13 protein-coding genes are annotated in these 19,445 nt (G+C 45.7%); 3 read left to right on the top strand and 10 right to left on the bottom strand.

The features are described from left to right. Nucleotides 1-112 precede the first annotated feature (112 nt). The 3 genes from MHB82_RS13180 to MHB82_RS13170 all read right to left on the bottom strand — a co-directional run bounded on the left by MHB82_RS13180 (nucleotide 113) and on the right by MHB82_RS13170 (nucleotide 3,320). Nucleotides 113-1,117, bottom strand: a complete 1,005-nt coding sequence (locus tag MHB82_RS13180; RefSeq protein ID WP_341174878.1) for an ROK family protein — start codon at nucleotides 1,115-1,117, stop codon at nucleotides 113-115. A 193-nt stretch (nucleotides 1,118-1,310) separates the two neighbouring features. Then, nucleotides 1,311-2,474: an MFS transporter gene (locus tag MHB82_RS13175; protein ID WP_341174877.1), complete on the bottom strand. Its 1,164-nt coding sequence runs from the start codon at nucleotides 2,472-2,474 to the stop codon at nucleotides 1,311-1,313. 93 nt (nucleotides 2,475-2,567) lie between these two features. Beyond that, entirely contained in the window at nucleotides 2,568-3,320 is a 753-nt protein-coding gene (locus MHB82_RS13170; protein WP_341174876.1) for a TrmB family transcriptional regulator, read from the bottom strand. 152 nt (nucleotides 3,321-3,472) lie between these two features. Between MHB82_RS13170 and MHB82_RS13165 the strand changes: the two genes are divergently transcribed. Further along, on the top strand, nucleotides 3,473-3,601 hold the full coding sequence (locus tag MHB82_RS13165; RefSeq protein ID WP_095358309.1) for a DUF4023 family protein: 129 nt from the start codon (nucleotides 3,473-3,475) through the stop codon (nucleotides 3,599-3,601). A gap of 637 nt (nucleotides 3,602-4,238) precedes the next feature. On the opposite strand, the gene MHB82_RS13160 is transcribed toward MHB82_RS13165, so the two are convergent. The 6 genes from MHB82_RS13160 to MHB82_RS13135 form a co-directional block, all read right to left on the bottom strand. Continuing rightward, entirely contained in the window at nucleotides 4,239-5,882 is a 1,644-nt protein-coding gene (locus MHB82_RS13160; RefSeq protein WP_095358310.1) for an extracellular solute-binding protein, read from the bottom strand. 122 nt (nucleotides 5,883-6,004) lie between these two features. Further along, nucleotides 6,005-7,663, bottom strand: a complete 1,659-nt coding sequence (locus tag MHB82_RS13155) for a response regulator (protein WP_341174875.1) — start codon at nucleotides 7,661-7,663, stop codon at nucleotides 6,005-6,007. Beyond that, nucleotides 7,641-9,416 (bottom strand): sensor histidine kinase, encoded by a 1,776-nt coding sequence (locus MHB82_RS13150; RefSeq protein ID WP_341174874.1) that lies wholly within the window; start codon nucleotides 9,414-9,416, stop codon nucleotides 7,641-7,643. Before MHB82_RS13150 ends, MHB82_RS13155 begins: the two co-directional genes overlap by 23 nt. 80 nt (nucleotides 9,417-9,496) lie before the next feature. Beyond that, entirely contained in the window at nucleotides 9,497-10,387 is an 891-nt protein-coding gene (locus MHB82_RS13145; RefSeq protein ID WP_341174873.1) for a carbohydrate ABC transporter permease, read from the bottom strand. Between the two features lie 15 nt (nucleotides 10,388-10,402). Next, nucleotides 10,403-11,308, bottom strand: a complete 906-nt coding sequence (locus MHB82_RS13140; protein WP_341174872.1) for an ABC transporter permease — start codon at nucleotides 11,306-11,308, stop codon at nucleotides 10,403-10,405. A 176-nt stretch (nucleotides 11,309-11,484) separates the two neighbouring features. Next, complete coding sequence (locus tag MHB82_RS13135; protein ID WP_341174871.1) at nucleotides 11,485-15,255, bottom strand: alpha-L-arabinofuranosidase C-terminal domain-containing protein; 3,771 nt, start codon at nucleotides 15,253-15,255, stop codon at nucleotides 11,485-11,487. 347 nt (nucleotides 15,256-15,602) lie between these two features. On the opposite strand from MHB82_RS13135, the gene MHB82_RS13130 reads away from it, so the two are divergent. Beyond that, a complete protein-coding gene (locus MHB82_RS13130) occupies nucleotides 15,603-18,005 on the top strand; it encodes a LamG-like jellyroll fold domain-containing protein (RefSeq protein WP_341174870.1) in 2,403 nt (800 codons plus the stop codon). Nucleotides 18,006-18,149: 144 nt separating this feature from the next. On the opposite strand, the gene MHB82_RS13125 is transcribed toward MHB82_RS13130, so the two are convergent. Continuing rightward, complete coding sequence (locus MHB82_RS13125) at nucleotides 18,150-18,704, bottom strand: helix-turn-helix domain-containing protein (protein ID WP_341174869.1); 555 nt, start codon at nucleotides 18,702-18,704, stop codon at nucleotides 18,150-18,152. Nucleotides 18,705-18,834: 130 nt separating this feature from the next. Between MHB82_RS13125 and MHB82_RS13120 the strand changes: the two genes are divergently transcribed. Continuing rightward, a complete protein-coding gene (locus tag MHB82_RS13120) occupies nucleotides 18,835-19,413 on the top strand; it encodes a LysE family transporter (protein WP_341174868.1) in 579 nt (192 codons plus the stop codon). Nucleotides 19,414-19,445: the final 32 nt, after the last annotated feature.

Here is a 19,445-nt window from a genome sequence, read left to right as displayed (position 1 = left end):
GTATAACGCATGGCTTGGAAGCAAAAATGGTTCAAATTTGAATAATTATTGAATCTGCATCGCTGCGTAGTCATTTGAACATAATGCGGCTTGTGGAAGCTCCATATAGGATTCACGAAATTTGAATGATGTTAGGCTCAAGTTCTTTTAAGGTTAACCACCGCATGCCCGCTTCAAAATGCTCCTGAAAGGGTTCATTTAAAATCACTTCCGGGAAAACAGGCATGAGCTGCCCTGCTTGATACAATTCCCAGCCCTGAATAAACGCCTCTGCTTCTACCTGACTTTGATAAATAACAACCCTGTCCGGTGCGAGGATCGCATTTACGGTATGAATGATTTGATATACCGTTTCAGCAAACACCTCCGGCTCCATTGCACTGTACCAGTCCATCTCTAAGGGAAGAAATTTAATTTCCCCAGCCATGCCGTTCTTGCCTTTAACGACTTTGCCATTAAGGTAAATGCCCATGCCTGGAGGATAATTAGTCGGGAAGTAAATTCCGATCACACTGTTTCCCTCATCCAGTTCCTGCTGAGAACAATAACCGCTAACAGCAGCATTAACGTCATTTTCCACCATGACCGGTAGTCCAAATCTTGCTTCAATCTCTTCAGCCATCCGGAAACCCTTCAGCTGCTGATGACTGCTTACCGTGATCTCTCCGTTCACCGTTTGCCCGGGAATCCCGATTCCAATGCCTTTAATAGAAGGATACTGAGCGAGAATAGGTTCAATGAGTCCGAGAAATTGTGTTTGGTCAAATTCAGGCAATGTATGTTCTTCTTTCAGCAAGATGCTATTCTCCAAATTGATGACGGTTGCCGTAATAAGATCCTGTCCCTGCTTGTCATTCATATAGATCACCAGGGCCAGGCTGAAATCATAATTGTAACGATAGGTTAAAGCGGGCCTGCCTCCGTTGGAAGGTATTGTCTCATCCTCGTACAGCTCACCGAGCTCGCACAATTCCTTGACCAGTGAATTCACCGTAACCACACTCAATTTGGTCAAGGACGCAAGTTGGGGCTTGGTTGCTGTCTCCACCTGTTTCATGACTTGGCGTACGTTGTTTATATTAATCTCTTTCATCAAATTAGCGTTTGCTATTTTCATAAGCGTTCCAGCCTCCAAATTTCGAACGTCAATGTAATCACTATACAATATCTTGAAAGTGATTAAAAACGGCTGCTATAAAAACGAATCATTGGCATGACACTCATTCTGCGTTGTTCAGGTTTACGAATTTTAAAAAAAGCACACCCTCTACCCAAGTTCGATAGACTGATGCACTCTTTTCGTATCATTCTTATGCAGTGGCTTGTACCGATTGTTCCTTGCGACTAATCGCATATATGGCCGAAACCAAGCCCAGAAGAATCAGAATTGAACCAACCCAGCCGTTATACAGAATGGTTGAATGATCAATCACCATCCCGCCAACATACGTGCCAAGGGCAATCCCTGCGTGGGCAATTCCCGAATTGGTGCTGATCAGTGATTCCGCTGCTTCTGGAGATGTTTTGATAATCAGACTATTCTGCACTGGCGTAACCGTCCAGCTCAAGGCACTCCAGATGCTCAGCAGAATAAGGAACGCGATTAGAGGCAGTCCTACACTGAATGGGATAACCGCCATACTCATAATGAAAGGAATTAACACAATGACGATGGCTTTTGCCGGATGCAGACGGTCCGATAATACGCCCCCAAGTCCCCCACCGGCAACAGCCGCGATGCCAAACATCATGTAGATAAAGGTAACCATAGTCGAACTTGCACCGATTGTTTCCTGGAGAAATGGTGTGAAATACGCATATAACGTCAAATGACCCGCCAGCACCAATAAGGTGGTCGCATGAATCGCGAGCATCCTCGGATTCCACAGTGCAGCAAACTGACGCTTCAGAGAGACGACAGGCACCGGCTGAACCCGCTGCATGACAAGACCAATGGCTACCATGACAATGGCAGTCATTATGGCAATGAAAACAAACACTTCACGCCATCCTGCCAGATTACCCACGAATATTCCGAGCGGCACACCGAGAATGAGTGATGCACTGCCACCCATCGTAATGATCCCCACCGCACGTCCTTTGTACTGCGGCTCCACAATGCGAGCAGCAAGTGTCAGGGACAATACAAAAATGAGCGAGCCTGTCGCAGCCCCGAGTGCCCTGCCTGCCATCAGCATATAAAAGTTGGCACTGAAAGCGGAAATAAGATTGCTGACCAGGAAGATCAGCAGGGTGTACATGTATACCTTTTTACGTTCAAATCTGGCCGTTACGTTTAACAGAATCGGCGCAGATATGGCATATACCAACGAAAAGATGGATATTAAATAACCGGCCTTCGCCAGAGTCAAATGAAGATCTGCAGCAATCAGATCGAGAATACCACCCAAAATGAGTTCCACGGTTCCAACCACAAATGCCGCAATCGCAAGCAAATATACTTTTTTATTCATTTCATGAATCCTCCCATAAAGTTACAACTACGATAGTAACCTAATGAGAGTAAAAATTCAATAAAAAAAACTATTCCATAAAAGAATAGCTTTCTAATAAATCAACCGGGCCAGCAGCTTGGATATTTCTTCGTCCTGCAGCAGTTGATCTCCATATTTTTTGGTGATCTGAGTGAGGGCAATGTCATGATAAAAATAATCCGTCATCGCTTTGACAATCGGCTTGGACATGGTCTTAATCGCTTTCCAGGAGTCATTTTCAATTCCTGCGAACAGCAGATAGGCATGGTCTACAATCAGCAGCTGCAATGGTTCCAGCTTGTCCAGCATGGGAATTAAAGCGTACTTGTTCGTTAAGGATGTCTCTAATCCTCCTACCGACAATACCTCAACATGCACACCTTGCTTTTCCTTTTGTTCCAAGAGCCTACGGTAGTTCTCCATCTTCTCATTCCAAGCTAGAAACAGAATGGATGAATCGGCCTCTGCCATAAGCTGCTCAATATTGGAACCAATTGATGTTTCATCCTTCAGTGTCCAAATATGCTCATCCGTAAACGTTCGTTTGATTTTATAGGTGTTCAATTCCTCGATATCCTTCTCAAAATCCGCTTTGATCTTCAAAATAACGGACTGGAGATCCACGGCTGTATACAATTTTTTCTTGCCATGCATGGTGGTTAATACAATTCCTTTATCGATAAGCCGGTTTAATACTTCGTAAATTTTGGCTTTGGGCACATTGGAGTGATTGACGATGGATGATGCATCGAGTGGTTCCTTTTGAGCGAAGATCGCCTCGTACACCTGACTTTCGTACTGCGTAAAACCGAATTTCTGCAACATGTTTGGACCCGCGCTCCTTCTTGTTATGTATCCTTCTGTATGTTTTTAGTTTAGACATCGGCCCTGCCCTTGTCCAGTTTCATATTACGGACTTCGGATGGTTATATTAAGATCCGGGTACACATTTTGATTATAAAGGAGCTGTATCGTCCATGGAAAGCACCCATGAATTTGTACAAAAGGTAAATGAGAATGCCGAAAAGGCCCGTCATAACAAGAACAACGGTAAAGGAACACCCAGCGACAAGCTACCAACCAAACAGCACGGAACCAAAAAGTAAGTTGACTGACTGAATTATAGTCATTCCGACGAAGCTTTCTTCGTAATCATTATTCCCGCAAGAGAAAGGATCTCGCGATAGAGGTCCTTTCCTCTTCTTTCCTCTCTATCAAACTGACTTCACTTTCAAGCTTTCTTACATGGCATACGCCTGTTTATATCGCATGGAGTAGTTCGTCCAGCACATCCTATCACTACTTTTCATTTAATATAGAGAACCTATTATTAATAGAAAAGAGATGATACGATGGCTTGTCGGACTTGTACAAAGGCACCACGTCAACCTGATCTCGTGTTAATCTATTGGTCCAGAAACCCGCTTGTACCGGGATCTGCTCGAAGAATCAGAAGTGTTCGTGTGATCGGAAACACATCACCATGCACATTCTCCCTGGTACCTGGTGCTTTGTTAATCAATGCTCTAAACTGTTTGCTGGATCATGATATCGGCTTTAAAGTCGTATATCGTAAAAACACATCTGCGATCTCCGGGGTTATACTGTTGAAGCGCAAATAAGAAATGAAGCCATCCCGTTTTTTAACCACATGAAGCACACGATAGTCCCAATATATTGAAAGTATATTCAAGCAGCAAAAGTGCCACAATACAAATTCAATTGTATTGTGGCACATCTTGTTTATTTATTGGCATTAATGGCTTCATTGACTTCCTGTGTAATCTGATCTCCGCCAAGTTTTTTCCAGTTGGCTACAAAGTTATCAAATTCATCAATCGACAGGTTGCCATAGATAATTTTCAAAAATGTCTCCGCTCTAAGCTTATCCAGTGTAGCCTGCTTCGTATTCATGGTTCTCGTTGGTGCATATATAAATTCATTCATCACGATCAGGTCATTGTCACGGTAGTACTTGATAACGCCTTGTGAGCTCTCCGGTCCAAAGATGCGTTCCATATGCCATTTATCCAGATTGCCGTTACGGTAATCCATAATATCATCATAGAACAGCTTCGCTTCAAGCCCAAGTCCAGATACGTCTCCCGTTTTCAGGGCCTGTTCCACTTCGTCCTGGGCCTTTACGTTTTTGTTGGCAGGCAGATTGGACACCGTTGCGTTATGAAAACCAAGCCCGGTTAAACCATTCAAATAATCTGCGCGTTCCTTCTCTGCAGATTCTCCGAACATCTTCTCTGCCTGGAAATTCAGCAATTTAACGAGTGCTTCCGGATGCTCATACCCTTTGCGGACTGCGAATATGCCGCCCAGACTGAGGTGGTTCTGTGTTTTGGCTGGCTGATCATCGATGGATTGTACCGGATAAGGCAACCAATCGACGTTCTGGTCTTTCTTGATCATGCTGCTGACTTGAAATGGAGCCCACTGCGGCAAAAAGAACATGCCAGACTTCCCAGCGTTCACGTCCTCCATCATCTTCGCAAAATCCTTCACCCCAAATTCGGGATCCAGCACGCCCTTTTGATACAAATTCTGCAGTTCTCTCAAGCCTTCCTTCACCTCAGGTTGAATGGTACCATTCACAACCTGTCCGGATGCATCCTTGATCCAGGTTTCGAGATATCCATGATACCCAAGCAGGAACGCATTGATGGGCAAATCCTTGTTCAGCGCGATCCCGTATGTATCATCTTTGCCATTGCCATCCGGATCTTCGAACGTGAACGCTTCTGCAATCTGGATGACATCCTGCATCGATTTTGGCGCTTCAAGCCCTACCTTTTTCAGCCAGTCCTGTCTGATCCAGATCATGTCTGATGAATCAAGTGAACCCGGAAAACTAACCATGGCGTAAATCTTGCCATCTTTGGTCACGGGTTTTAAACCTGCTCCATCTTCTGCTGACATAAATTCCTTGACCAGATCCGATGCGTACTTATCATATACTTCCGTTAAGTCTTCAAGCATGCCCGCTTCATGCAATTGCTCGAACTGCACCGCACTAACTTTCAACACGTCTGGCAAATCTCCGCTTGCGAGGGTTACATTCATTTTATCGTTGTAATTGGCATCCGGCACAATCCAGTCATACGTTACTTCAATGCCAAGTTCGTCCTTGTAACCACGGGTCCATATATTGTTCGCATGTGTATCCCCTTGTGCAAGCGATTCCTTACCCGTTTCGTTCATCGTCGAGGTTAATTTAATTGGCGGGTCATACTTGGTGAGTGGTCCTCCAGCATCCTGCTGTGTACTGGGCTTGGTTTCGCTCTCTGCATTACCTGCACCTGATGAACAGGCTGCAAGAGTCCCTGCCAGGATCATGCTAAGCGATAACAATGAAAGCCTTTTGAATGACATATTCATACGACGAATCCCCCTTTTTGTTCCTCCCGTGAGGTATGTTTTCATTGTATAAAGAAAGCGCTATCAGTTCGAGTGGATCTCGTTTACATCTGGTATCTTTGATTTACCATTTAAAACGTATTTTAACTTTTCTGATCCCGGTACTCCTGGGGCGTGCAGCCGATTGCTTTTTTGAAAAAACGATAAAAGTAATGCTGGTCACTGAACCCGACCTTGGCGGAAATTTCATGCATTTTACATGAAGAACCGAGCAGCAGTTCCTTGCTTCGTTCAATGCGGCGATCATGAATATATTCCGAGATGCCTTTGCCCGTGACTCGTTTATACCAACGAGACAGGTACGAAGGATTGAGAGAGACTTCCTGCGCAATACGGGTAAGAGAGAGATCGTCCTCCAGATGTTGCTTGATGTATTGATGGATCGAGATCAAGATTTGAGACTGGTCATTCAGGCGGGTATCGCTCCGCTTCGATATCATCCATTCAAAGGCAGACTGATAGAAGATAACGAGTTCGGGCCACGGTGTATGGATATCAAAATGCAGCATCCGGGAGAGACCCACCTCTTCCTTCGCAGGTTCGTATAAGCCCAATTCATGAAGCAGTTCAATCAAGATACTCCCTGCTTCGGTGTATACCTTCATTCGAAAGAACGGATCTTGAAGCCCCTCCTTCGAACTCTCAGTCCATTTCTGAAATGAAGTCATCCATTCGCTGTCTCCCGCTGCGACATGCTGCTTGACCTGATCCAGATGCAGCGACGCAACCGCCTGCTGGCTCAGTGGGTTTGGTGCCACGTTCATTACCGGCTGCACGTTGACACGAATCAGCTTTTCCATCCCGAGTCCTGGTCCTTCATGAATGGATAATCGCAACTGCGCGATAGTCTGATTCAGTTCCATCCAAGCTACAGCCTGTTCACTGACCATGATCGACACCGAGAGATTAAGACAATCTGCACACGATTGCTGCACTGACTCCAGCGTTCCATAGACAAAGCGAAGGGTTTGCTCCCACTGTTCCTGTGCATTTCCACGATACGCTGTACTTTCCGCAACTGGCTGGATCAAACAAGCAATCACCTGATAATCCAGATCAACAGCTTTGACTGTCGACTTATCCTGAAGCAGCTCCTCTGCCACATTAGCCACAGCATACCTGATTAAACTTCGATCAGCCTGCGTCTGATAGTTGTTCCATTCCTCCACTCGAATAATGACTGGAATAACACACTCCCCTGAGCGAAAAGGAAGCTGTACAGCATCCAATTCCTCCTGAAGCGAGGAAACATCATGCCTTTCCGTTCGTTTCATAAGATCAAGCATTAACTGACGCTGCAGCTGGGGCAGGGCTCTTGGCAGCTTGCTGCGGAACCAGGCATTCTGGTACCTGAAATCATTCTCTTCCGAGATTTGTGCCAAAGCACGTTCTACGGCCGTACGAATCTGACTCATGCCCTCCGTCTTGAGAAGGTAGTCCACCACACAGGGATTGCGAATAGCCTGATGTGCATAATCGAATTCGTTATGGCCTGTCAGCAGCAATACTTTGCATCTGGGCCATCGGTCCATGATTTTCTCAATGAGCTCCATGCCATCCATTCCAGGCATACAGATATCGCTAAGCACAATATCCACCTTCACGGAATTTAACCACTCAATCGCTTCAAAGGCAGAATGAGCCTTGATAATCTCCATATCCTGAAAATTCGCCTTCTGGAAGAAGGCATATAGTCCGTCCAAAATCACCGGTTCGTCATCAACGATCAGCATCCGCTGCATGAGGCAGCTCCCCTTTCCATGGAACATTCACGATAATACATAAACCACCCAGGTCACTGCGCCTAGCAGCGAGACCGTAATGTGAACCAAACTTGATTCTCAGTCTTTGGTTCACATTGATAAGCCCCGTGATTTCTTCATCTTCCTGTCTCTGCGCAGGCTCCCCAAAAGACTGATCCAGCCCAGCTAACATCTCGTCCGTTAACTGATCACCATCATCATCAATCAGAATGGAAAGCCTGTCCTCCGTCGTCTGATAAGATAGTTTAAGAATACCTCCCTGACTTCGTTTGGCAAGTGCATGTTCGAAGACATTCTCCACAATTGGCTGAACAATGACTCTCGGGATCGCAATCGATCTGTACATAGGGTCTATATCCTCGATGAGCAATTGTACTCTTGATCCGAATCGGATCTTCTGTATCGCAGCATAGACCATTGCATGGTCTACTTCTTCACCGAGCGAGACTTCTGTGCGGGAGTCACGTGACATATACCTGAAATACTGACCCAGATAGTCGGTAAACTCCTGGATTAATTCAACGTTCTCCACCTCCGCCATCTGCTTAATACTGAAGAGACTATTGTATAGAAAGTGAGGCTGAATCTGGGATTGAAGATGTTTGAGATCTGCTTCACTCGTTCGTATTCGGGCAACATAATTATCTTCAATCAAAAGATGTAAGCGCTCTATCATATGGTTGAAACGAGAGTATAAATATCCGAATTCATCCCGTCTTGAATGGGGAATACGAATGTCTGGCTGCCCTTGCTCCGCCATTCTGAATCCTTTGACAAGTGCAGATAACGGCTTGTGGATCGATTTGTACACGGATAATGAGAAGATGACAATGATGACCATCGACATCACGGTTAACATCCATAACCATAACTTATATCGTTCCAGTGGTGCCTGAAGCACTTCTTCTGCAATACTGGAGGTTAATGTGAAAGAATGATCCGAATCATAGAGAGAGTAATACAAATGATGATCGGAGTGGTATCTCGTTACGTGCAGCGCATCCTGAGATTCCGTTGGGAGCATCTGTAATAGTCCAGTAGAGACCGCCTGCTCTGAGGAGGAAATGACAACTTCGTGCTTGTCACCAAAGCTCAGCGTGATATCACTACCGCCCGTTTCCGACAGCTGCTGCAGCCTTTTCTTCAGCTCATCCGCAGATAAGCGTAATCCCAATATAAAATTGGGCGGCTCCTCGTGATTCATATTGTACGGATTACTCTTCAGGAAATAGAGATCATCTGCCGAAGTGGATAACTCCCCATTCAGATTCCCCATCGTCGCAAGCAGAGCTTTCCACTCGTCGTCCTCAACGCTGCGGATGCCATCCACAGCACTTACCCGCTTATGAAGCGCAGGAACATAGTACACAACATCACTGATGTAAGGACTGGTCACCATGATCTGACTGAGTTTCTTATGTATGTCATTCAGACTGGATGTAATCTCATACCGACTCATAATGGGTGCTCTGGTACTTAGTGTGGACATCGGTTCATCGAACGAAAATTCATTGACGAGACTGCTCATTCGCTCCAATTCGAATTGCAGATGATTGTGGTAGAAGTGCAGCTTGGAATCATGCGCATTTTCCACTTCGGTCTGCATTTGCTTGGAGCTATTATGTGTAATTACAATGCTGCTTCCATACAACGGGAGAATAACCAATACAAAAGCAATCATCAGTTTGACCACAATGGAGTTGGTTTTCCAGCTCCCCCCCAATAATCTCATTGCCCCTTCCACTCCTCTCCTCAAGCAGCAAAAAAGGAGCCGGAAATCGGCTCCTCTACTCGCTTTTCCTCCTACCGATCTTATCCCTTTACACTCCCGACAACAAGCCCATGGACGAAATACCGCTGCAGAAATGGATAGACGAGCAGAATGGGAATCACGGATAAAAAAATCTGGGACGCCTGGGTCGTTCGATCGGACACCTGGCTTAACAGCGTTGCATCCTCCAGCGTCATCATTTCACTCTGGATCATCGTCACTTGCTGCAGCATGGATTGCAGATACGTAGCGAGCGGATAATGTTCCGGGCTTTTCATATAGATCATGCCATCAAACCAGGCATTCCAGTGTCCGACCATGGCAAACAACGTGATGGTTGCAATGCTTGGCAGGGAAATGGGCAGATAGATGCTCCACAGTGTACGGAAATGCCCTGCACCATCCATCCATGAGGCTTCTTCCAATTCTTTTGGCAATCCTCTGAAGAAGTTCAGCATCAGCAGTACATTGAAGATGGGAACCGCCCCCGGTAAAATCAGTGCCCAGATCGAATCCAGCAGACCTGCTTCCTTAACGACCAGATAACCTGGAATCAACCCTCCATTGAACAGCATGGTGAATACAAATATCCAGGCATAGAACGTTCTGGAACGAAACCTGGAAGCTTCTTTGGAGAGAGGAAAAGCCACGAGAATTGTAAAGATCAGATTCGTGGCAACTCCCAATACCACCCGAAGCAGACTCGTGCCAAACGAGTTAAGGAACTGTTGATTTTCCAAAATGTACTTATAGGACGATAACGTGAAATCCACGGGCCAGAATGTAACATTACCGGCTTTGACTGCATCACTCGAACTGAACGATATCGCCAATATATTCACGATCGGAAACAGGCAGAGCAAGGCAAGAATCGTCAGGATGACGTAGTTAAACCCTAAAAACCAGCGATAGGCTCTCGATGCATGGTGCATGATTCTGCCTCCTTTCTAAAATATGCGATAATTGGCGAACCGATAGGCCAGAAAATAACCAAGTCCGATAAAGATGAATGAAACTACCGACTTAATGAGGCCAAGCGCCGTAGAAACTGAATATTGGGCATCCTGCAAACCGATTCGATAGATCATCGTATCCAGAATATCACCGGATTCATAGACGAGCGGGTTGTACAAATTGAACACCTGATCGAACCCGCCATTAAGTACGTTTCCAAGACTAAGGGTAACCATTAGAATGACAATCGGACGAATTCCGGGCAGCGTAATATGCCAGGTCTGCTTCCATCGTCCTGCCCCGTCCATGACGGCGGCTTCATAGAGAGACTTATCAATGCTGGTCAGTGCTGCCAAATAGATGATGGTGCCAAAACCGAACTCTTTCCATTGATCAGTAATGACCAGTATGTACGGAAACCAATCGTTGCTGGCAAGAAATTGAATCGGATCCATCCCGAGTGCCTTAAGCAGCATATTCACGATCCCACTGCTCGGGGACAACACATCCACGATAATGCCGGCCAGGATTACCCACGAAAAAAAGTGGGGCATATAAATGACCGTTTGAATCGTTCGTTTAAATCCGGTTTTGCGTACTTCGTTGAGCAGCAAGGCTACGAGCACCGGAATCACAAGGCCGGAACTAATTTTCATGACAGAGATGAATACCGTATTCCACACGACCTGGCCAAACCCTGGAAGATCAAACAGGTATCTGAAGTTATCCAAGCCTACCCAGTTCATGTTCTTGAATCCGGCAATCGGAGAGAAATTCTGAAAGGCAATCGAGAGACCTGCCATTGGAATGTAACCGAATACAATAATGATGATCAAACCTGGCAGAATCATAAGATGAAGCGGAATGTTTCTGATAAATTGTTTGTAGTTGGAACGCATGAGCTGTCTCCTCCTTCAAAATTTATTATAGGAGCAGGCATGCTGATGAAATAGTGTAGGTTATTTACTTTGGGTATCTTCTGTTGACTCTCCATCTGAAAACACAAAAAAACCGCGATTACTCGCGGTTTTTTCATGAATAATGTTCTCTTCCGAGGGGAGAAGCATAAATGAAACTACAAATCCAAAATCAATACATTAACTGAATGAGCGGGTAACTGAAGAACTACAGATTCACCGTCCAGTACAATCTCCCGTTCCAGTGGAACCACCTTCTCATCATTCTTCTGGTTCACATTCGGAACATGAACCAATGATTGATCTCCGCTGAGTGTGATCAACCGTGCTGCAGATTTCACATTCAGATCCTCAAGATGGACGTGTGTGGCTTTGTCCACGCTATCGGCATTCACCATTTTTACATATACATGCTGCTGATCTCTCGTAACGGAATGGAACACCTCACGGTTATATGCTTCGAGCTTGTAATCCAGCACTTTGCTGGTTGTATGTCCGTCTGTGTAGGAGCAGATTAAGCTCTTTCCTGTATCGCCGCCATAATTGACAGTGATCGTATAATCGGTACCGCTCTCCAGCGGTTCATAATTCGCAGCTCTTAGGTTACCCGCTGCGGAACTTGAAGAATAATCACCGAGAGTATATCCTTCGATACCTTGTTTGTAAACTTTCACTCCCGTTGCATCACCACCGTAACCAATTGCATATTCAATGACATCCTTCTTGTCAGAAGAAATATCCGTAAGTCCCACGCCAACATAGAAACCGTCATCACCCGATAAGCGCTTGGTTTCCACCTGCACCTTGTAATTGGTCCATTTATCATTCAAAAGATATATCCCGTTCAGGCCGCTGGTTTGCGCTTTCAGCACAAGTCCGTTACCGGCTTCAAGTGTAAATCCGTTCGAACCAGGAATCATACCCCACGCCTTACTCAGTTCCGTCTGCTCCCTGAAATCTTCACTCAACAGCACGCTGCCATCCTGATTGGATGTGACCGTAACTCGTTTCACGACGATGTCTGCATGACCGGTTGCAATCTCAATTCCTCCATGAGGGATGAGTTCCACTTGTTTTCCTTTGCTGTACGTCTTAAACGAAGTGTCGATCACTTGATCTCCAACGTATTTCGCAAAAAGGTGCTGTACGTAGTAGTTCGGTGTATACCATACCGTTTCATCGTCAAACCAGATGCAATCCGGTGTCCAGCGATAGGTTCCATCCGTCAGCACCTTATTGAACAATGGCGCGTAGGCAGCCAAACGAACGACATCTGCATTGTTTTCGAAGCCGGTCATGATTGCTGCTTCTGCAACGGCACCGGCCAGTGTATTTTTGTCCGTGGATGCGTACTCTCCGACAAATACCTTGGAAGTCTCGTTCCAGTTGATTTGCCCATCTTCATGATATGCCCGATGGTAGTAATTGTAACGGTCCACGTTATTCAGCAAGTAATCATTGGACCGATAATAGTGTTCGTCTGCAATGGTATCCATGTAATCATCCTGCTTCTCATACCAGGTTACCGTTTCTTCAATGACCTTCTGTCCATCGGCAAACGCAATTTGGGCCGAACCCGTAAGGTTACCGCTCAGGAACTTCCAGCCTTGTTGGTATGCATCATCGTCCGCTTGTGCACCAACGGTTGAAATGATATGCAGTTCATGATCCGGATAGTTTAGCTTCATATATTCATCAATGGATGCTTTGAACACTTCGAAGTTGGCGAAAAATTCGGTTCCCCAGTTCTCGTTGCCTACACCAAGGTAGCGCAGATCGAACGGATCAGGGTGCCCCATTTGGCTGCGTATTGCCGCCCATTCGTTATGTTCAACATCTGTACTCAGGGCAAAATCAATCAGATCGGTGAAGTTTTTGATGTAATAATCTCTTAATGCGCCACCAGCCGGATGTGCGTAATCCGAACGTGCCTGACACAGAACTCCACAGGCCATTACAGGAACCGGAGCGGCATTCAAGTCTTCCGCAAGCTGGAAGTACTCCATGTACCCAAGACCCATCGTCATCATATAACCCCAGACATTGTAGTTCTCTTTGCGCAGCTCAACCGGCCCAATAGAATCCTTCCAGTCGTACACATTATCCCAGATAAAGGACCCCTCAGAGATACATCCTCCCGGAAAGCGCAGAAACTTGGGATGCATATCAACGAGAGCCTGAACCAGATCCTTCCTCAGTCGATAGTTCGGGTTCCCCTTGTAGTTGGCATGCGCTGATGCGGAAATGCCTGCTTCATCCGGAATTGCGCCCCATACATCGCGCGGGATCAGAGACACCATATCGATGGAAATATCTCCTTCAAACGTAAGCGCGAGCTGTCCAAGTGCTGTCTCTGTTCCGGTAAGAACAAGAGCCTGATTACTCGTATCTGAATCCACGCGGACAGAACCATACTTTTTCCAGGTACCTCCTCCATCTACATGAATCTTGACGGAATCACTGATTGCGGTTTCCGAGCCATCCTGCAGTTGTATGGTGATCGTACCGGCCGATTCTGCCTTTGCCCAGATGGTGAAGTCGTATTGTTCACCTTTTTTGATGGACATGGCACAATGCTGATTGGTATCGGAGAAACCACGATTTCGTATTGTTGCTCCATCCTGAACCGTCACATAGTAAGCATTTACATCTGGGTCTTCGAGTTTGAAGCGTTCATTCAATCCACCTTCGTGATGAACATTCATTTTGCTGGTATCACCAGACCAGGCGAATAACGGATCCCGGTTCCGCCCCGTTGAACATCCGCATTCACCGGAGGTATGTGAATATGTATCAAATGCAAAAGATTCAAATGAACGGTTCTGAACCAGCTCGGCATAGATTCCGCCATCCGCCGCATTGTTAATGTCCTCGTAGAACAGACCGTACATGACCTCGCTAATATCAGCGACTTGCTGATCGCCGTGGATTGTTATGGTATAGGGCGGCAGATCCTGCGGCAATACGGACACGTCAAAACTTTTACTCAGCGTGCTTTCGCCTTTACTCAAGATCGCATTCAATCTTGCTTCCTGTGGCGAGGTAATGGACTGCACTTCCCCATCATGCGACAGCACGTCAGGACGATTGGACTGCCAGTCGACATTCACTTTCCCACCTAGCAAGTCAACAGGCAGCGAAATATTCTTCGTAATAATTCGGGTCGGAAATGATAAATATTTATCTCCTGCCAACGTAACAATCTCTTCATCGGTTAATGATTCACACATGACTTCGATGACTTCATCCATGGTTAATCCGGCCTGATATATCCGAAAGTCGGACAGTGATCCGGCAAAATCAACGTCGGCTGCATACTGAGAGCGACCAATGTAATTCTGGCTATAATTGGCCGAATCCGTGAAGGAATCGAACCATCTGCGGAGCTTCGCATAATTACCACTGGACGTCTGACTGATGGACCCATCCGCTATTTTCTCTCCATTCACATAAACGATCGGGCCAGCACTGCTGAGCGTACCTCCCTGAGTACCAGCTACCGATAAAGCTATATGCATCCATTCCCCCGTTGCAAATCCTCGGCCCGGATCCACAACCAGATCCCCTTCGGCAGACATCGTTCCTCTCAGCTGTCTCGTCAAAAACAGATAGGGGCCCTGTTCTCCTTTTCCAAAGTCAAAAATCCGTTCCCACACATTGGAGCCCTTGTTCAGATGTAACCAGGTTGCCACAGTGATGCCTGTTTTATCGCTTACATTTTGAAATAGATCTGAAGGTAACTGAAGATACGATGTTCCATTGTCTCCCCCTGCAAAAGTAGCCGCATTCCTTCCACTCACTTTCGCCACCGACGGTACGGAAAGACCTGCAGCAATGCCATCTTTGCCTTGGCCGGAGTAATCCTTACCGATGTTGTCCGCATCCTCAAACTTGTAGTGTGCAATGATATGATCCTGATAACTGCTCATCGTTATGCCTCCTATGTAAGATCATCAATTAATTCATAAAAATGTTAGTCATTAATAAAAGTATAAATATATCATATATTCGTTATAGTACTCATTTCGAATTGGATTTTCAACTAAAAACTTCTAATCGGTGCTAAATTCAAAATAAATTCAAGCTTTAGCTGTTCATTTTTCTTTTTTTTAACTTGATTCAACAACATGGTTTACAAAAATATAAATTAATTGATATTATAGCAAATGTAAGCGCTTGATTATAGAAATAACTGAAAGGAGGACTGCACTACCACGTTCATCCGTTGTATTTTTAACTTGTTTTATATTTTTGTGAATGAAGAAAGGGGACACGTATGAAGCGTTATTTGGTCATTGCACTTAGTACGGCATTGCTCTCTGCACCAGCTCTTTCGCCAGTCTCCGCTTTGGCGGACAATACAACCTCAACTGCTTTTAATTCGCAAAGTTCCACTATATTAAACGAAAATCAGTTACCTGCGTTTAAAAACGTCTCCGTTCATGACCCTTCTGTCATCAAGGTAGATGATACGTATTATGTCTTCGGCTCCCATCTGCAGGTAGCTAAGTCCAAAGATTTAATCAGCTGGGATTCCGTCGCTTCAGGCGTCACGGATGACAATCCTGTCGTTCCCAATGTAACCAAGGAATTCGCAGAAGCTCTGCAATGGGCTCAGACGGATACGCTCTGGGCAGCCGATGTCATTCAACTGGCAGATGGCAAATTCTATATGTATTACAATGCCTGCAAAGGGGATTCTCCCCGGTCCGCCCTTGGAGTCGCCGTAGCTGACAACATTGAAGGCCCATACAAGGATCAGGGACTTTTGCTGAAATCAGGCATGTGGGATGAAATTAGTGAAGATGGCACCATCTATGATGCGACCAAGCATCCCAACGTGGTCGATCCGGATGTGTTTTATGATAAAGACGGCAAGCTGTGGATGGTATACGGTTCTTATTCCGGGGGGATTTTCATTCTCGAAATGGATGAGACTACCGGCAAACCACTACCTAATCAAGGTTATGGCAAGAAGCTGACCGGAGGCAACCACAGCAGAATTGAGGCCCCTTATATGCTCTACAGTCCCGAAACCGATTATTATTATCTGTACTTGTCTTATGGAGGACTCGCGGCTGACGGTGGATATAACATTCGTGTTGCCCGCTCCAAAACACCGGACGGTCCCTTCTACGATGCTGAAGGCAACGATATGATCAAGGTTATGGCAGACAAGAATAAACCTTTGTTTGATGATGAATCCATTGAGCCATTTGGCGTAAAATTACTCGGGAACTACCTGTTCGAGAGACAGATCGGCGACCCTGGTACGGGTCAGGGGACAGGATATGTATCTCCAGGACACAACTCTGCTTATTATGATGAAGAGAGCGGCAAGCACTTCCTCATCTTCCACTCCCGCTTTCCGAATCGAGGAGAAGAACATGAGGTGCGGGTTCATGAGATGCATATGAACTCCGAAGGATGGCCTGTCGTATCTCCTTACCGTTATGCAGGCATGGAGAGCGATTCAGTTCAAGTGACCGAACAAAGTGCAGCTGGTTCATATAAGTGGGTTAATCATGGGAAGGATATCACAGCTGAGATCAAGTCATCCCAGATCGTTCAGTTTGCGGCAAACGGCCAGGTTACTGGTGCTGTAACAGGGACATGGAGCCTCCTGGAGGACAACAAGGTACAAATAACGACCAATAATGTAGTATACGAAGGTGTCTTCACCCAGGAATGGGATGCGGAATCCCAGCAGAACGCGCTAACCTTCAGTGCTCTCTCTTCATCCGGTGTAGCGGTCTGGGGAAGCCAGATGAATGCCATGAAAGATCAGGATGTGGTACAGGCTGTGAAGAAGGATCTGACGCTTGGAAATACGGAGAATATTTTCTATGATCTCTCCCTCCCCACCACAGGTACACGTGATAGTCAGATCACATGGAAATCTTCTCTTCCCTCTGTCCTATCGGCTGATGGAGCAGTAAATCGGCCACGCAGCGGCAAAGGGGATGCCAAAGTAAAATTGACCGCAACCATTCGAAAAGGGACGGCCACAGCCAGCAAAACATTCAGCGTGACCGTACCTGAACAGGCAGTTGGCCCACTGCTGGGCGAGTATACGTTTGACAACAAAAAACTCGCTAAAATCGCACAGGATTTTAGTAAAAACGGTTATCATGGCCAGTCTTTTAATGTAGTAAGCTCAGCGGTTAGCAACAAGAATCAGGCTGTTGCCTTTAACGGAAAAGACAGCTACATTCAACTGCCTGGACTCCTCACAGACACAACGGACTTCACGTTCAGTGCTTGGGTAAACTGGGATGGGGGCGGAGCTTGGCAGCGTATATTCGACTTCGGTAATGGCTTGACCAGACATATGTTCCTTACACCATCCCAACATAACGGTGCTCTGCAATTCACCATTCATGATCAGGGTCGTGATCAGAGTCTGATCGCGACTGAAGCGCTGCCAAGCAATCAATGGGTTCATGTCGCCGTTACATTGCAAGGAGACACGGGCACCTTATATGTAAACGGCAAATCAGTAGCGAGCAGCTCTGAAATCACGTTCAATCCGAAGGATCTACAAGCTTCGGAAGCCTATCTGGGCAAAAGTCGATATGCTGCCGATCCGTTCTATCAAGGCAAAATGGATCAAGTTAGAGTGTATGACAAAGCGCTAAGCGCCAAAGAAATCCAGCGTCAAGCAGCAGTCCAGCCTTGAACGGTTGAACTGGATTCCCCCTTATTATCTGAATGAAATAGATAATTCCACATAAAGTAGCCACGCATAACCGGCTACTTTATTTTTTGTTGTATGGACATCTGAAAATCAATTCCAAGCTGCTGACTCCCACCTACTATTTATTTAACCCGGATAATGAATAACCATGCTAAGTCGGTTCTCCGAAACTCCAGAGTTTATATAACGATGCGGCTTGTCTGCTCGAAAGCGAATGGACTCCCCCCGCTTCACCTTAAAATCTTCTCCCCCGACATGAATCGTAATTTCCCCTTCAAAGACGGTAATAAACTCCTCTGTTCCATCAATGTGCGGCTCTGCATTCCATGAAGCTGCCTCATCCATCTCCAGAACATACATTTCGAACCGACGCCCCTCTTCAAAGAGAAAATGCGGATAAATCCGTACTCTTCCGTTTTCCTCCGTTAACACGTGAATATCATCACCCGTCACGATCGACGCATCCGATTTCGGCTCATGAATTAATGCGGTGAACGAAACTTTGAGGCCGTTCGCAATTTTCCAGACGGTAGCGATGGAAGGGTTCGATTCTCCCCGTTCAATCTGACCTAACATGGTCTTGCTGATCCCTGACATTTCGGCAACCTTATCTAAACTAAGCTTTCTTTGCTCTCGGATCTGCTTCAGATTTTGAGCAAGTACAACATTGATATTTTCCAACCTGTAACCACCTCTTTAAAAATGGTGTTGTGCAATATATAGTCCATATCGTACAATAATAACGCACAAACGTTATAGTGTACATTTTATGCAATTATAGCATACAACGAACTTTTTGAGGAGGACAATCATGATTATTCCTTTATTGACGTATGCCATTGTCGCATCATTTACACCGGGTCCCAATAACATTATCGCCTTGACTCAAGCTAGACTTCGGGGATTTGCCAAGACATTGCCTTTTGTTGGTGGTGTAGCCGCGGGCTGCCTGCTGATTATGTTTCTATCCAGTTATTTCAATCTTGTTCTGCATCAGTCTATTCCGAGAATCAGACCCGTTTTGAATGTGTTGGGATGTGTCTATCTCATCTATCTGGCGTTCAAAATTATGCGTAGTACGTCTTCACAACAGGTAGACAATCGCACCAATCCCTATTCATTTTGGTTTGGCTTCACTCTACAGTTCATGAATCCCAAAGTCATTTTGTATGGTTTAACCGCAATCTCAGTGTTTGTCTTGCCGCTTGCCCAGTCACATGCTCACATGATGGTATTCTCTGTATTGTTAACGATTGTAGGGATCAGTGCCAATATGACATGGGCCTTATGCGGAGTGATATTTCAGAGTGTACTCGTGAGATATGAGCGTCCATTCAATATGGCTATGGGCATCCTCTTAATTTATAGTGCATTATCAATGTTAAAATAAAAAACGTCCACTCATGTGCTGAGTAGACGCTG

The sequence above is a fragment of the Paenibacillus sp. FSL K6-2862 genome (assembly GCF_038005125.1).
GTDB lineage: Bacteria > Bacillota > Bacilli > Paenibacillales > Paenibacillaceae > Paenibacillus > Paenibacillus illinoisensis_A.
This window is presented reverse-complemented; position numbering and strand designations above follow the sequence as displayed.